15 protein-coding genes are annotated in these 15517 nt (G+C 70.3%); 10 read left to right on the top strand and 5 right to left on the bottom strand.

Annotated elements, in window-relative coordinates:
- Positions 1–28: 28 nt before the first annotated feature.
- The gene (locus ACZ6TI_RS03945; RefSeq protein WP_465343460.1) at positions 29–3538 is read right to left on the bottom strand and encodes a S8 family peptidase; all 3510 of its coding nucleotides are present in this window, start codon (positions 3536–3538) and stop codon (positions 29–31) included.
- Between the two features lie 111 nt (positions 3539–3649).
- Complete coding sequence (ligD, locus tag ACZ6TI_RS03940; RefSeq protein ID WP_465343459.1) at positions 3650–4609, bottom strand: non-homologous end-joining DNA ligase; 960 nt, start codon at positions 4607–4609, stop codon at positions 3650–3652.
- A gap of 208 nt (positions 4610–4817) precedes the next feature.
- Between ligD and ACZ6TI_RS03935 the strand changes: the two genes are divergently transcribed.
- The 4 genes from ACZ6TI_RS03935 to ACZ6TI_RS03920 are packed head-to-tail and all read left to right on the top strand — an operon-like array spanning position 4818 to position 8318.
- Positions 4818–6236, top strand: a complete 1419-nt coding sequence (locus tag ACZ6TI_RS03935; RefSeq protein ID WP_465343458.1) for an FAD-binding oxidoreductase — start codon at positions 4818–4820, stop codon at positions 6234–6236.
- Between the two features lies 1 nt (position 6237).
- Positions 6238–6588, top strand: coding sequence for a nuclear transport factor 2 family protein (locus ACZ6TI_RS03930; RefSeq protein ID WP_465343457.1), 351 nt, complete (start codon positions 6238–6240; stop codon positions 6586–6588).
- Between the two features lie 33 nt (positions 6589–6621).
- The gene (locus ACZ6TI_RS03925) at positions 6622–7512 is read left to right on the top strand and encodes a VOC family protein (RefSeq protein WP_465343456.1); all 891 of its coding nucleotides are present in this window, start codon (positions 6622–6624) and stop codon (positions 7510–7512) included.
- Positions 7509–8318 carry an alpha/beta fold hydrolase gene (locus ACZ6TI_RS03920; protein WP_465343455.1) on the top strand — a complete coding sequence of 270 codons (810 nt, stop codon included), beginning with the start codon at positions 7509–7511 and terminating at the stop codon, positions 8316–8318. The genes ACZ6TI_RS03925 and ACZ6TI_RS03920 overlap by 4 nt, the downstream gene beginning before the upstream one ends.
- 146 nt (positions 8319–8464) lie before the next feature.
- Here the strand turns inward: ACZ6TI_RS03920 and ACZ6TI_RS03915 are convergent, their stop codons facing one another.
- Complete coding sequence (locus tag ACZ6TI_RS03915; RefSeq protein ID WP_465343454.1) at positions 8465–9067, bottom strand: hypothetical protein; 603 nt, start codon at positions 9065–9067, stop codon at positions 8465–8467.
- A 304-nt stretch (positions 9068–9371) separates the two neighbouring features.
- Positions 9372–10130 (bottom strand): GntR family transcriptional regulator, encoded by a 759-nt coding sequence (locus ACZ6TI_RS03910; protein ID WP_465343453.1) that lies wholly within the window; start codon positions 10128–10130, stop codon positions 9372–9374.
- A gap of 96 nt (positions 10131–10226) precedes the next feature.
- On the opposite strand from ACZ6TI_RS03910, the gene ACZ6TI_RS03905 reads away from it, so the two are divergent.
- Genes ACZ6TI_RS03905 through ACZ6TI_RS03880 form a run of 6 tightly spaced genes read left to right on the top strand, consistent with a single transcriptional unit; the run spans position 10227 to position 14440 of the window.
- Entirely contained in the window at positions 10227–10595 is a 369-nt protein-coding gene (locus ACZ6TI_RS03905; RefSeq protein ID WP_465343452.1) for a YciI family protein, read from the top strand.
- A gap of 7 nt (positions 10596–10602) precedes the next feature.
- Entirely contained in the window at positions 10603–11466 is an 864-nt protein-coding gene (locus tag ACZ6TI_RS03900; protein WP_465343451.1) for an NAD(P)-dependent oxidoreductase, read from the top strand.
- Positions 11463–12356, top strand: coding sequence for a fumarylacetoacetate hydrolase family protein (locus tag ACZ6TI_RS03895; RefSeq protein WP_465343450.1), 894 nt, complete (start codon positions 11463–11465; stop codon positions 12354–12356). The genes ACZ6TI_RS03900 and ACZ6TI_RS03895 overlap by 4 nt, the downstream gene beginning before the upstream one ends.
- A gap of 5 nt (positions 12357–12361) precedes the next feature.
- Positions 12362–12823, top strand: a complete 462-nt coding sequence (locus ACZ6TI_RS03890; RefSeq protein WP_465343449.1) for an SRPBCC family protein — start codon at positions 12362–12364, stop codon at positions 12821–12823.
- Entirely contained in the window at positions 12820–13566 is a 747-nt protein-coding gene (locus ACZ6TI_RS03885; RefSeq protein ID WP_465343448.1) for an SDR family NAD(P)-dependent oxidoreductase, read from the top strand. Before ACZ6TI_RS03890 ends, ACZ6TI_RS03885 begins: the two co-directional genes overlap by 4 nt.
- Positions 13567–13582: 16 nt before the next feature.
- Positions 13583–14440: an NAD-dependent epimerase/dehydratase family protein gene (locus tag ACZ6TI_RS03880; RefSeq protein ID WP_465343447.1), complete on the top strand. Its 858-nt coding sequence runs from the start codon at positions 13583–13585 to the stop codon at positions 14438–14440.
- A 130-nt stretch (positions 14441–14570) separates the two neighbouring features.
- Here the strand turns inward: ACZ6TI_RS03880 and ACZ6TI_RS03875 are convergent, their stop codons facing one another.
- Entirely contained in the window at positions 14571–15479 is a 909-nt protein-coding gene (locus tag ACZ6TI_RS03875) for a VOC family protein (RefSeq protein ID WP_465343446.1), read from the bottom strand.
- Positions 15480–15517 lie beyond the last annotated feature (38 nt).

The following is a 15517-nucleotide window of genomic DNA, read 5'->3' as shown; positions in this document are numbered from 1 at the left end:
CGGTGAGGATAACGGCGGAGCGCGGCCGTCATCCGCGGTCGAAGGCCCGGATGACCGTTTGTGTGACCGAATTGCCATCCCGGTCGGCGGCGGTCACCCGCAGCGACAGCGGGCCCTGGCCCGCCGGGATCGGCGCGGTCCAGGCCGCACCGCTCCCGCTCGCCTCGAGCAGCCGCCACGTCCTGCCGTCGTCGTCCGACATCTCGGCGGTCAGTGCGGTGCCGCGGGCCGGCTTGCCGGCCACGCTCAGCGCGAGCGCCACCTTGCGCGGCGCCACGTCATAGCCGATCTGCAGCAGCGGCAACCTGGCGTCGCCGGCCGCCGACCGGAACTTCCAGGTGGACGTGGTCGAGGTGCCGTAGATCCAGTCGTCGTTGCCGGGCGCGGTCCGCACGGTCAGCTCATATCGGCCGCTCGCCGGCGTGGTCGGCACGTCCTGCCAGCCGTCCGGCAGGGTGGCGACGGTCTGGCCGTCCCGGCGCAGTTCGGCGCTGGTGCCCACGTCGAAGGTGCCGTGCGCGTCGGACGAGTCGACCAGGTCGGCGATGCGCAGCCGCAGCGTGTCGCCGGCCCGGGTGGAGGGGTAGCCGGCCACCTCGGCCGGTCGCACCACCGGCGCCGCCCAGGACTCCTTGACCCGGCCCGCCCGCACACTGTGCGGCTGGTCGGCGAATCCGCTGAGCAACGAACCCCAGACGCCCGGGTACGCCGGGTGCACGAGGTGCTGCCACAGCGAGTCGCCGGAGGACACCCACTCGACGCGGGTGGACGGCGTCCGGACCGCGCGGGAGGTGTCGTTCCAGGCGTACTCCTGCCAGGGGCGCCAGCCGAAACGCTGCTCGTGCACCCAGTCGAAGCCGCCGTTGTGCGCGTAGTCGGTGACGATCCGCTGCGCGTTCGCCGGGGTCACCCGGTGCACGATCCGGTCCGGCACCCGGTTCTTCGACACCTGGATGACGTCGTAGAGGTAGGGGCTCGACACACTCAGGGTGAGCTGGACGGTCGCGTTCGGACGGGCCGCGCGGGTCAGCAGCCGCTCGCCGGTCTCGTGCGCGGCCAGCAGGGTGGGCAGCGGCAGCCGGTCACCCAGCGGCTCGATCACCGACCAGTGCGACCAGTCGGCCGGCCGGATCAGGATCGCGACCGCGGCGCCGGCCTCGTGCGCCTGCTGGATCTGGTCCTCCTCGCTCACGTCCAGCGACGAGGGGATCAAAACCGCTTTTCCGCGTACGTCCGCGGCGCCCCACGTCACCAGCGGGAAGCGCCTGTTCCCGTCGAACACCGGCGACGTCCCGCGCAGGTTGATCCGCAACGGTCCGGCCACCCCCGGCACGGCCGCCTGCACGTCCGGCTGGACGAGCTGCCACCGCGAGGAGAACTCGAAGCTGCCGTTGCGCACCCGCCTGGTCGGCGTCACGTTCACCTGCTGCACGTTGCTGAAGTGCATGACGCCGTGCGCGATCGACCGCCCCTCGCCGGTGACCCGGTGCACGTAGTAGCTGAGCACCGACTGCTGCTCGGCCGGCTGCGGTGTCTCGATCCGGATCGGGGTGCCGAGCCGGGCGTCCAGCACCACCTCGACGTCCCCGGCGACCGTCAGCTCCGGGATCACCACGAGCGTGGCCTGCTCGAACTGCGTGTTGTTGTCCTCGATCAGCGCGTGCAGGAGGTAGTCGCCCTCGCCCACCTCGAACGTCCGGCTCTCGGCGCCGAGATAGTCGATCAGGTCGGCGCGCATGTCCTCGCCGAACAGGGTGAAGAACGGCACCCCGGTGGGCCTCCCGTCGCGGTCGACGGCCCGCACCGTGACGGTGTGCTTCGGCGGGTCGAAGACGGCGCCGAACGCGGTGGTCACCTTCTCACCGGCGGGCCCGGTGGCGACGATCCAGCCGCTGTGCGTGCCCGGCTTCAGGGTGGCCAGGCCGAGCCGGAACGAGGTGCCCTGCGTGCCGTGCGCCGGCACGGTGACCGTGGCCGGCCCGTCCAGCTCGGCCGGCTTGGCGATGGTCAGGGTGACCGGCGCCGGGCCGTCGTTGGTGTAGGTGACGGTGCGGACGACCTCGCCCGGCGTCTCGCCGGCGCTGTGCAGGCCGAAGTCCGCGATGCCGGTGCCACGGACGGTCTGGCTGGTCGCCCGGGCCACGTCGACCCGGCCGGCGCCCTGCGTGTAGACGTTCGCGCCGGGACCGGTCCGCGCCGTGCTGATCAGGGCTTCCTTGATCTGCGCGCCGGTCCAGTCCGGGTGCTGCCCGGCCAGGATCGCGGCGGCGCCGGCCACGTGCGGCGTCGCCATCGAGGTGCCGGACATCGCGGTGTAGTTCGCGTCCACCGGGTCGCCGATGACGGCGCCCTCCGAGCGGGCCGCCACGATGCCGACGCCGGGCGCGGTGATCTCCGGCTTGAGGCCCAGGTCGCCGATGCGCGGGCCCTTGCTGGAGAAGTCGGCCGGTCGCTCGTCGCGATCCACCGCGCCGACCGCCAGCGCGGACGGGGCGACCGCGGGCGAGCTGACGCTGGACGGGCTGCCGTCGTTGCCGGCCGCCGCCACGAAGAGCGTGCCGGTGGCGGCGCTGATCCGGTCCAGGGACTCGCTGACCGGGTCGGTGCCGTCGGTCGGTCCGGCGCCGAGGCTCAGGTTGACCACTTTGGCGCCGGCGTCGGCGGCCCACTGCATGCCCTCGATGACGCCGGACTCCGAGCCGTACCCGTCGTCGCCGAGCACCTTGCCGATCAGCAGCTCGGCGCCGTACGCGATGCCCTTGCGCAGCCCCGCGGAGCCGGCGCCGGACCCGGCGACCGTGGCCGCGACGTGGGTGCCGTGCCCGAACCGGTCCACCCCATCGGGGCTGCCGCTGAAGTTCTGCGCCGCGGAGACCTTCCCGGCGATGTCCGGATGGTTCGTGTCGATGCCGGTGTCCAGCACCGCGACCTTGACGCCGCGGCCGTCGTATCCGGCCGCCCACGCGTCCGGCGCACCGATCTGCGCCGCGCTGCGGTCCAGCGACGCGCGCACCCGGCCGTCCAGCCAGACCTTGCCGGCGCCGCGCATCGACGTCCCGCGCCAATATCCGGCCAGCGATTTCTTGTCCGCCCGCACGGCGGTCGCGCCGAGCGCCGGCAACGAGCGGGCGGCGGTGGTACGCATCCCGCCCGGCGACGTGACGATCAGCGGGAGGGTCGTCGACGTGGCATCCCCATACCCGTCGGCGACCAGTTTCTCGACGTCGAACAGGTCGGCGTCGACCCGTCCGTCGCTGATCAGCGGAACCACGTCGCCGGGCAGGATGCGCAGTCCCCCGTCCGCCTCCACCGTGTGGAAGGTGATCCGTTCCCGGCCCGGAGCCGGCTTCACGGTGGCGGCGGTCCTGTCACCGGCCTTGCTGAGAGTGACGACATCGCCCGTGATCAGGGTGATGGTCTGAACGCGGGATGTCGTCGGGGCGACCGGCGGCGCAGCGGTGGCAGCGTCGGCGGCCGCGATGACCAGGGCACCGGGTCCGATCAGGAGGGTGGCGACCACTCCGGTGATGCGGCGCATGTGACAGGGCTCCTTCGCGTGGGCGATGCACGCATTCTGTAGCCCATCGACGCTGGTGGAACCGGTCCCGGCTTACGGCTTTGCGACATGGCGCGATGTGGACACGCCTCTCTAATCAGCGTCCGCGGGTCCTTCGAGGCCGGCTTTCTCGTCTCGCTCGGCCCATTCCAGCAGCGTGTCCAGCCGATGCGCGGTGTCGTCGATCGTGGCGTGCAGGTCGCCCAGCGCGGCGAACCGGGCGGGCACTGTCCGCAACGTGAAGTCGTCCGGCGCGACGTCGGCGATCTCGTCCCAGCGGATCGGCGTCGACACCGTGCCGCGCTGGTTGCCGCGCACCGAGTACGCGCTCGCGATGGTGTGGTCCCGCGCGTTCTGGTTGTAGTCGACGAACAGCGCCTCGGGATCGCGGTCCTTGCGCCACCAGGTCGTCGTCACGTCCCGTGGCGCCCGTCGCTCCACCTCGCGGGCGAAGGCCAGCGCGGCCCGCCGCACGTCGCCGAACCCCCACTCCGGCGCGATCCGGACATAGACGTGCAGCCCGCGGCCGCCGGAGGTCTTCGGGTAACCCACGATGCCCAGCTCGTCGAGCACCTCGTGGGCCACCCCGGCCACCTGGCGCACCCGGTCGAACGGGCACTCCGGCATCGGGTCGAGGTCGATCCGCCACTCGTCCGGCTTCTCGGTGTCGGCCCGGCGGCTGTTCCACGGGTGGAACTCGACGGTCGACATCTGCACCGCCCAGATCACGTCCCCGATCTTGGTGACGCACAGCTCGTCGGCCGTCCGGTTGTATCGCGGGAACTTGATGCGCACAGTCTCCAGCCAGGGCGGGGCGCCGTGCGGCACCCGTTTCTGGTGCACCTTGTCGCCGGCCAGCCCGTCCGGGAAGCGGTGCAGCATGCACGGCCGCTCGCGCAGCGCCCGGACGATGCCGTCGCCGACGCTCAGGTAGTAGTCGACGAGATCCCGCTTCGTCAGTCCGAGCTCCGGGAAGTAGACCCGGTCCGGATTCGAGACGCGGACGGTGTGGTGCCCGGCCTCGATCTCCACCGACGGGCTCTTGGTCGCCATGGACCAAATCTAGGTCAGGTTTCAAATTCGCACCCGGGGCTTGGCCTCGCGAGGCGAATTTGGAACTTGACCTTGTGTGATCGACTTCTTGACTCCGCTTCAAAACTGCATACACTTTTGCCCAAGCGAGGCCCTCAGTTCCCTCGGCCCGCTGGTCACGGACCTGCCCGGTCCCGCAGCGGCGCGCTCCTTGAGAGGTGATTCCTTCATGACGTCCACGGTCGAAGACAATCTGGCCACCCGCCTGGCGGGACAACTCGCCGGTTTCCGGGGCGAGATCATCACCCCCGAGGACCCCGGGTACGACCAGGCGCGGCGGCTCTGGAACGCGATGGTCGACAAGCGGCCGGGGGTGATCCTGCGGCCGCTGGACGTCGACGACGTGGTGCTGGCCGTCAAGGTGGCTCGCGCCAACGGCATCTCTCCCGCCGTGCGCGGCGGCGGCCACTCCGTCTCCGGCCGGGCCATGTCCGAGGGTGGCATCACCATCGACCTGCGCAACCTGCGTCAGGTCACGGTCGACGTGCCCGGCCACCTGGCGCACGTCGGCGGCGGTTGCCTGCTCGGCGACGTGGACGCGGCCACCGGCCCGGAGGCGATGATCGTGCCGGCCGGCATCATGTCGGAGACCGGGGTGGCCGGGTTGTCGCTCGGCGGCGGCATCGGCTGGTTCTCCCGCAAGCACGGCCTCACCTGCGACAACTTCGTCTCGCTCGAGGTGGTGCTGGCCAGCGGCGAGGTGGTCGAGGCGTCCGCCGATTCGCACCCCGACCTGTTCTGGGCGCTGCAGGGCGGCGGTGGCGCGTTCGGCATCGTCACCCGGTTCACCTACCGCACCTATGACTTCGGACCCAAGATGCGGATCGGCGTCTCGCTCTACCACCCCGAGGACGCCCGCGAGGCGCTGCGGCAGTACTCGAAGATCTACGGCACGCTCGGGCGGGACGTGGGGTGGCACGCCGCGTTCAAGCCGGAGATGTCGCCGCTGCCGTTCGTGCCGCCGGAGCTGGTCGGCAAGCCGATCCTGATGCTGATCGGGATGTACCTGGAGGACGCCGAGGCGCCCGCCGGCGTCGAGCTGATCGACCGGCTGATCAACGTCGGCGACCCCTGCGTCAAGGCCGCCACCGTGCTGCCCTTCGGGGCCGGCGTGCAGCACCTGATCGACGACGACTTCCGCGACGGCCACCGGTACTACACGAAGGAAGCGCACCTCGAAGAGCTCACCGACGAGGTGATCGACCGGCTGATCGCGTTCTGGAAGGACATGCCGCCGGCGCTCGGCGGCGAGATCGAGATCCTCGGGCTGGGCGGCGCGATCCTGGACGTCGCCGAGGAGGACACCGCGTTCTCCAACCGGAACTACGCGATGTGGCTCAACCTCGCGATGAGCTGGGACGACCCGGCCGACGACGAAGATTTCATGGCACGGTCGCGGGCCGTGATCCAGGACCTCAAGCCGTGGACCGGCAAGGGGGTCTACCTCAACATGCTCAACGCCGACGAGCTCGACCGGGTGGTCGAGGCCTTCGGCCGGGAGAAGTACGCCCGCCTGGGCCGCGTGAAGGCGCAGTACGACCCCGAGAACCTGTTCAGCACCGGCTACCAGATCATCCCGGAGAAATAAGATGCGAGACGTCAAGCCCATCTTCGCCGCGATCGACGCCCAGCAGGCCGACGAGTTCGTCGCCTGCCTGACCGAGGACGTGACCTTCCGCTTCGGCAACAACCCGCCGGCCCACGGCCGGGAAGAGGTCAAGCAGGCCGTGATCGCCTTCTGGGGCATGATCGGCGGCCTGTCGCACCACTTCCTCAACACCTGGGACGTCGGCGACACGACCATCTGCCAGATCGACGTGGAGTACAAGCGCCAGGACGGCGGTGTCGTCGTCACCCCGAACTGCGACATCCTGGTCTTCGAGGGCGACCTGGTGAAGAACTGGCAGATCTACATCGACCTGGCCCCGGTGTTCGCCTGACATCCCACGTTCGTCGTCGTTGAGGGAGGCGCCATGATCGAGTTGACCGACATCGCCTACGTGCGGTCCGGCGTCGCGGACCTGGACAAGGCCGTGGGCTTCGCGACCGAGATCGTCGGGCTGGAACTGGCGGCGTCCACCGAGGACGGTGTCGCGCATCTGCGAGCGGATGCGCGGCACCACTGCCTCTCGCTGGTCGAGGGCACGTCCGGGGTGATCGCCTCCGGCTTCCAGGTGGCCGACGGCGATGCCCTCGCCGCCGCCGAGACCGAGCTGGAGGGCGCCGGCTTCCGGGTGCGGCGCGGCGATCCGGCCGAGGCGCGCAGCCGGCGGGTGCGTGACTTCATCGCCTTCGACGACCCGTTCGGCAACCGCCTGGAACTGGTCTCCCAGCAGGAGTCGATCACCCGGCCGGTGCGGTTCGGGCGGGAGGCCGGCATCACCGAGTTCGGGCACCTGTGCCTGGACGCGCCGGACGTGCACGAGGCGTACCGGTTCTGGAACACCCGCTTCAACGCGCGCGTCTCGGACTGGATCGGCGACAAGGCGTGCCTGCTGCGGATCGACCCGGTGCACCACAAGCTGGCCGTGTTCCAGGCCGACGGTCCCGGGCTGTGCCACATGAACTTCCAGGTGGCAACCATCGACGACGTCTTCCGCAACTGGCACTTCCTGGTCGAGAACGGCGTCGAGATCGAGATGGGCCCGGGGCGGCACCCGCAGTCGACAGCGGTGTTCCTCTACTTCCTCGGGCCGGAGGGCTTCACCTACGAGTACTCGTTCGGGGTGCGCCGGATCGAGGACGAGGCGGCGTGGCGGCCGCGCACGTTCGACCCGGACGAACCGGGCTCGATCGACATGTGGCTCGGCCCGACCCGCCGCACCACCAGCCAGGCCCAGATCCCAGCCCAGGAGGCTTCATGACGGTGGATGTCGGCGGGGTGCCGACCGCGGTGCTGGACACCGGCCCGGCGGACGGCGCCGAACCGCCGGTGCTGCTGCTGCACGGCTCCGGCCCCGGCGTCAGCGCCCAGGCCAACTGGCGTCCGATCATCCCCGCCCTGGCCAAGACGCGCCGGGTGATCGCGCCGGACCAACTCGGTTTCGGGGGTACGGCGGACGGCAGCGACCGCACCTACGGCCGGGAAGCGTGGACGTCGCACGCGCTGCGGTTGCTGGACACGCTGGACGTGCCGCAGGTCGACATCATCGGCAACTCGATGGGCGGCGCGATCGCGCTGTCGCTGGCGGTGGCCCGGCCGGAGGCGATCCGGCGGGTGGTGCTGATGGGCACGATGGGCGTGGCGATGGCGCTGCCCGACGGGCTGAACACCGTGTGGGGTTACCAGCCCGGCGTGGAGAACATGCGCGAGGTGATCGGGCTGTTCGCCCACGACCGCTCGCTGATCACCGACGACCTGGTCCGGATGCGTTACGAGTCGAGCCTCGACGAGCCGGTGCGCGACTCGTGGGCGGCGATGTTCCCGGCGCCGCGTCAGCGCTGGGTGGACGACCTGGCCCTGTCCGGCGCCGAGCTGGCGTCCATCACGCAGCCGGTGCTGATGGTGCACGGCCGTGACGACCGGGTGGTCCCGTGGCAGCGTTCCTCACTGCCGCTGGTCGACCTGCTGCCGGACGTGCGGCTGCACGTGATCGGCGGCTGCGGCCACTGGACGATGATCGAGAAGACCGCCGACTTCCTGGCGGTCGTCGAGCCCTTCCTGGGGTGAGACGCAAGTGGTGGCTCAGGCGTGCATCGGCAAGCCGGATGCACGCCTGAGCTACCAGTGGGTTGCGCCGCCAACCCGAGTGGTAGGGCAGCCGTGTATCGCGTGGGCGGATGCCCGGCTGGCCTACCACTGCGGGTTTCTGTGGATCAGAGGCGGAGGATCGCCAGGATCTGGTTGAGCAGCTGCACGATGAACTGCAGCGGGAGGTTCACTCCGCCGTTCAGCAGGTTCGTGATGGCGCACAGCAGGTTGCCGAGCAGGTTGCCGGCCCCGGTCTGCGCCACGATGTCGAGGACGACCCGGTTGAGGTCGACCACGAGGCCCAGCAGGTCCAGGTGCAGCGGACCGAGGACCAGGTTGAGGATGTCGCAGGTGATCTGCGGCGCGTTGCCGTTGGCGGTCTGCGTGGCGGGCAGCACCACCGGCATGGTGACGGTCTTCTGCACGGTGCCCAGCACCGTGCCGGCCGAGTCGGTCAGCGTCGAGGTCAGCGTGCCGGTCGCGGTGATCTGCCGCTGCGCCGACTGGAACTTGGTGGGGCTGAACGTGCCGGTGACCGAACCGAGCCCGCCCAGGACATCGGTGAAGGAGCCGGTCACCTGCGACGTCATCGTCCCGACCGCTTCGGCCTGGGGAGCAGGAGCCCGGTCGACCGCCGGCGCAGCGGCGGCGCCGCTGCCGGTGACGGCCACGGTGGACAGCACGAGCGCGCCTGCCACCAGCACCTTCGAGATAAAGCCAAGTCTCATGTGGATTCCTTCCATCGATGAATGACGAAGCCCGCAGTGCCCGCAGCGACCATCCGAAAACACTCGATTAACGGAAAGAGATTCATTTAGCGCGAACTTGACCTTGGAGTCCGAGTCGTCACCGATGCACGGAACGACCGTTTCAGGGCGCGCGGCGACCCCGGCCGCGCTCGGCCGGCCAGTGGTCCAAAATGGATACAGGGTGCGCTGGTCGGGCAAAGCTGTCAACTCGAGAAAAATCAGACCAACCAGCGCCTGAAAATAATCTCGCCCAGAAAAGTGTGATCGACGGGCGTGGATCCCGTCAGGCGACCGTCAGGGATCGCTGATCCACCAGCGCGACCGCGTGGGTGACCGCTTCGATCTGATATTGCGGCGCGCAGTCGGCCAGCACGCGCTCGGCGGTGCGGGCCAGGTGATGGGCCAGGTTGGTGATGGCGGCCGGGCGGTCGTGCGCCACCACCGCGTCGAGGATCGCCTGGTGCTCGGCGTCGCCGGCCATCTGCCAGCTGTTCGGCTCGGACAGCTGATAGATCCGGATGTAGCGGATCGACCGGTCCGCGAACGTCGCAAGCTGGCGCCGCATCGGGTCGCCCACGCCGGTGTACATCAACCCGTGGAACTGCGCGTGCGAGCCGAACCAGGTGCGGAAGTCACCCTTGCGCGCGGCCGTGCGCATGCCGGCCAGCAGCGACTTGGCCTGCTTGGTGTCGGCCGGGGTGAAGCTGTCGATGGTCAGCGAGAGGGCCAGCGTCTCGAGCAGGATCCGGCTGGCATAGAGCTCGTCCAGCTCCTGCGGGTCGAGACCGGCCACCCGGGTGCGCTGGTTGGGCTCGATCTCGACCAGGCCCTCCTCCTGCAGCATGCGCAGCACCTCGCGCAGTGGCGTGCGGCTGACGCCGAGCTGCTCGGCGAGGGCGACCTGAGACAGCTTGGTGCCGGGCTCGAGGGTGCCGTCGAGGATGCACTCGCGGAGATATCCGTGCAGCACCGGGATGGCCTGGCGGACCTCGGGGAGATGCAGCTTCTGCAACTGGGGCGATCGAGCGGCGGCATGTGGCATGCAGCAATTATCACTGATGTCTCCGGCAAACTGCATACACCCTGGTAGTGGAAACACACTCTTGACGCCGCCGTAAAACTGCATACAGTTTTGGGCATGGAAAACGTTGATCGCGCGAAGCTGCTCGGCCGGGACTACTGGCTGGTGCGATCGACCCCGCTGCCGGCCACCACGGCCGCCGACGTCGAGGCACACGTCGAGGCCCACCTGCGCTGGCTGCTCGCCCTCGAGGCGGACGGCACGCTGCTGCTCAGTGGCCCGCTCACCGAGGGGCCCGGGGTCGGCCCCGGCGCGGGGGTGACCGTGCTGCGGGCGGCCGACGCGGAGCAGGCGGCGAAGCTCGCGGCCACCGACCCGTTCGTGGTCGCCGGGCTGCGCACCGCCGAGGTCTTCGGCTGGCGGGTCAACGAGGGATCCATCCAGGTCCGGGTGTCCCTGGGCACCGGCACTTACGCGTGGGAGTGAGGCGGCGATGACCGACGTAGGCATCATCGGGCTCGGCAAGATGGGGATGCCGATCGCGCGCAACCTGATGGCCAAGGGCTTCGGGGTGGTCGGTTACCGGCGCACGGCCGGCGACGGGCTGGCCGAGGCCGGCGGGCTGCGGGTCGACTCCCCCGCGGCGGTCGCCGAGCGCGCCGACGTGCTGCTGTCGATCCTGCCGGACGCCGCCGCGGTCGAGGAGGTCGTCTGCGGGCCGCGCGGCACGCTGGCCGGGTTGCGGCCGGGCACCGTGCACATCGAGATGAGCACGGTCGAGGTGGACCGCAAGGCCAAGGTGCGCGACGCGGTGCGCACGGCCGGTGGCGACCTGCTGGACGCGCCGATCAGCGGCAGCCCGCCGATGATCGAGCCGCGGATGGCCACCACGTTCGTCTCCGGCGACGAGGAGGCGGTGGAGCGGGTCCGGCCGGTGCTGGAGGCCATCTCCGGCCCGTGGGTCTACGCCGGCGCGTTCGGCAACGGCGCCAGCCTCAAATACGTGTCCGCCATGCTGATGGCCGCGCACACCGTGGCCGCCGCGGAGGCCCTCGCCTTCGCCCGCCGCCAGGGCCTCGACCTGGAGCTCGTGCAGCGCACCCTGGACGGCTCGATCGCCGCCTCCGCCCTGCTCAAACAGCGCGGCCCGTGGATGCGCGAGGGAAGGTACGAGCCCGCGCCCGGCCCGATCGACACCCTCCAGCAGATTCTCGACCAGGTCTCCGGCATCGTCCCGGCGGACCGCGCGCCGGTCTACGCGGCCGCCAAGGCGGTCTTCGACCGGGCCCGGGCCGACGGCAACGGCCACAAGGACATCGCCTTCGTGCACGACCAACTGGCCGGGGAGGCCCTGTGACGTTCTCGTTGGTCACCTATCGAGCGGGCGGCGAGCCGCTGCTGGGCGCTCGGCTCGACGACGGCACGGTGGTCGCGCCGCCCGAGCTGAAGCAGTGGTCCGGCATGCTCGAACTGCTCGAGGAGTGGCCGGCCGACGGGCTGCTGGAGCTCTCCCTGACCGGCGCGCCGGTGGTCGCCGACGCGGAGCTGCTGGCGCCGATCCGCTATCCGCGCAAGGTGCTGTGCGCGGGCGTGAACTACCGCCGGCACATCCGGGAGATGGGCGGCGAGGTGCCGGACTCCTCCTGGCGCCCGTTCTTCTTCATGAAGCCGCCGTCCACCGCGGTGGTCGGCCCCTACGACCCGATCGTCATCCACAACGGCGACGCCGCCCGCTACGACTGGGAGGCCGAGCTGGCGGTGGTGATCGGGGCCGGTGGGCGGGACATCCCCGTCGGCCGGGCGTGGGAACACGTCGCCGGGTACAGCGTCGCCAACGACGTCACCGCCCGCGGCTATCACAAGCGGGTCGGAGTGCCGATCGAGGCGTTCGCCTATGACTGGTTCGCATCCAAGGCGATCGACGACTCGCTGCCGCTGGGTCCCGGCATCACCCCGGCGGCGCTGGTGCCCGATCCGCACGACCTGCGGCTGCGGCTGTGGGTCAACGACGAGCTGCAACAGGACGAAACCACCGGCGACATGATCTGCCGCATCGACGAGCTGATCGCGGCGGCCAGCAGCATCACCACCCTCGAGCCCGGCGACGTCATCTGCACCGGCACGCCGGCCGGTGTCGGCGCCGGCCGCGGGCTCTTCCTCAACCCCGGCGATGTGGTCCGCGTGGCCGTCGACGGCCTCGGCGAGATCAGCAATCGCGTCGTCACCTCCCGGGAGGCACAACCATGATATTCGTGACCCACCAGCTGCCGGTGAACGAGTCCGGCCACCCGCACCTCGACCGCGCCGCCGTCTGGGACGGCCTGGTGATGAAGGCCAACAACGCGTTGCCGTTCGTGCCCGCGATGACCTTCTGCGAGGTCACCCAGCGGATCTCGGACACCGTCTTCGACCGCGACATCGACTTCCGCGGCGACCGCTTCACCGAGCGGATCACGCTGGAGGAGCCGCACCGGGTGGTCTTCACCCGGATCGCCGGCCCGGTGCTCGGCACCATCGCGAACGAGATCGAGGAGACCGCCGGCGAGCTGTCGCTGCGGTTCAGCTTCGCGCTGGTGGTCTCCGGCGTCGAGGGCGGCTCGGCCGAGGAGCGCGGATACGCCGACGGCATGACCGGCGACTACCTCAAGGCCGTGGCGGCGACGCTCGCCGCCATGCGCCGCGTCGCCGCGGGTGAGAGCTCGGTGCCGGCGTGAGCGGCCGGCTGTCCGGCCGCGTCGCGGTGGTCACCGGCGCGGCCTCCGGGATCGGCCGGGTGTACGCGCAGCGACTCGCCGCCGAGGGCGCGGACGTGGCGGTGCTCGACATCGCGGACGGTTCCGCCACGCTGGCCGACATCACCGCGGCCGGCGCCAAGGGCCTCGCCCTGCGGGTGGACGTGACCCGTCCCGACGAGGTGGCCCGCGCGGCCGACGAGGTGCGAGCCGGGCTCGGGCCGGCCGACATCCTGGTGAACAACGCCGGGATCTATCCCAACCAGGCGTTCCAGGACATGAGCTTCGCGGACTGGCAGCGGATGTTCGCGGTCAACGTCGAGTCGATGTTCCTGCTCACCCAGGCCTTCCTGAGCCAGCTCAAGGAGCACGGGCACGGCCGGATCGTGAACATGACCTCGAACACCGTCGGGCTGGTCATCCCCGGCTTCACGCACTACATCGCGTCGAAGATGGCGGTCATCGGGCTGACCCGCGGGCTGGCCACCGAGCTCGCCGCGGACGGCATCACGGCCAACGCGATCGGGCCGTCGCTGGTCCGCACCGCGACCACCGAGGCCGGCCCGGAGGTGTTCTTCGAGGTGGTGCCGCAGATGCAGGCCATCAAGCGGCTGCAGACGCCCGCCGACCTGGCCGGCACCCTGGCGTTCCTCGCCTCCGACGACGCCGCGTTCATCACCGGGCAGACCTTCTACGTCGATGGCGGGCTGGTTCGCGCCGGGTGATGTAGACCTTGAAGGTATGACACGAGTTGCAGTGACCGGTGGCAGCGGGAAGCTGGGCCGGGCGGTCGTCACGCACCTGCTCGACCACGGCTACGACGTGACGAACCTGGACGCCGCCGCGCCGCCCGGCGACCAGGGCTGTCCGTGGCGGCGCATCGACCTGACCGACTACGGGCAGGTGATCGACGCGCTGACCACGATCGACGAGGGCGGCGGGGCGTTCGACGCGGTGGTGCATCTGGCGGCGATCCCGGCGCCGGGCATCACCGCGAACGCGGCCACCTTCGCCAACAACGTGCCGACCACCTACAACGTCTTCGCGGCGGCGCGGGCGGCCGGCATCGTCAACGTGGTCTGGGCGTCCAGCGAGACGGTGCTCGGGCTGCCGTTCGACACCCCGCCGCCCTACATCCCGGTGGACGAGGACTACCCGGCCCGGCCGGAGTCGACCTATTCGCTCGGCAAGCATCTGGAAGAGCAGATGGCGGCGCAGTTCTGCCGGTGGAACCCGGCGCTGAAGATGATCGGTCTGCGCTTCTCCAACGTGATGGAGCCGCACGACTACGCGAGGTTCCCGTCCTTCGACGCGGACCCGTCCCTGCGCAAATGGAACCTCTGGGGCTACATAGACGCCCGAGACGGCGCCCAGGCAGTCCGCAAGGCACTCGAACACCAGGCGACGGGCGTCGACGTTTTCGTCATCGCCAACGCCGACACCGTGATGAGCCGGTCGTCGGCGTCGCTCGCCGCGGAGGTCTACCCCGGCGTCGAGGTGCGCAAGGATCTGGGCGAGCACGAAACGATGCTCGGCATCGACAAGGCGAAACGAGTGCTGGGCTTCGACCCCCAGCACTCCTGGCGAGACCAGGTTTAAGCGCAACCAGAGTCGCATTTCGCCGCCGGTGACTTGCGGCCGAAAAAGTGCTAGGCGAAGCCGAGGGACTTTTTCGGTCGCAAGTCACCGGGTAAAAGGCGAAATGCCGGAGGAGCGAAGCGACGACCAGCTAGCTCTGCGGTTCCTGGTTTGCCAGGAACGTTTCCGGCGGCGGGCCGCCCCAGAGGTGCGGTGGGACGTCGTAGTCGCCGGCCACCCAGCAGTCGTCGATCTGGTCGATGTCGGAGAACCACTCGATCCAGCTGCCCCACGGGTCGGGGTTGTAGTGGAAGAAGTTCGATCCGATGGTGTGCCGGCCCAGCCCCCAGCCCGGTTCGCGCCCCTGTGCCCGCATCCGCTGCGAGCCCAGCGCGATCGCGTCGATCGACGGCACCTCGAAGCTGGAGTGGTGGAAGCCCGGGTGGGTGCTGTTGATGAAGCCGAACACGTGGTGGTCGCCCGGTCCCGCGTTGAGGAACGTGACCATGCCGCCGTGGATCCGGTCGCTGACCCGCAGCCCGAGCACGGTGGTGTAGAACGCGGTCATCTGGGCCGGCTGCGGGGTGAACAGCAGCGTGTGCCCGAGCCGCCGGGGCAGCACGTCCTCGGTCGCCGCCAGCCACTGCGCCGAGCCGATGCGCTGCCTGCTCGCGCCGATGTTGACCAGCACCTCGGCGATCGGGCGCGGCTTGGCCGGCTCGGTCTCGTGCAGCTGCACCGCGGTCCCGTCCGGGTCGCGGGTCCACAGGCCGTCCTCGGGCGCGCCGTCCGGCGGGTCGATCACCGCCGATCCGTTGCGCTCCAACGCCTCGCGCAGCCCGTCGAGCGTGCCCGGCTGCACGGTGAACGACACGTAGTGCAGCTGTTTCGCCGCGCCGCCGTTCTCCACCAGGCGCACCTGATCCTGACCGCGGCCCGGGCAGCGGGCGACGAGACTGCCCTGCGCCTCGGCCGTTTCCAGACCGAAGTCGCGCAGGAAGCTGTCGGCCACCCCGAGGTCGGGCACCCGCAGTGAGTAGTGATGCAGACCGGAGATCATGTCTTCCCCTTTCCCGCCAAACTGCATACAGTTTAGGG

This window comes from Actinoplanes sp. NPDC051388 (assembly GCF_055586225.1).
This window is presented reverse-complemented; position numbering and strand designations above follow the sequence as displayed.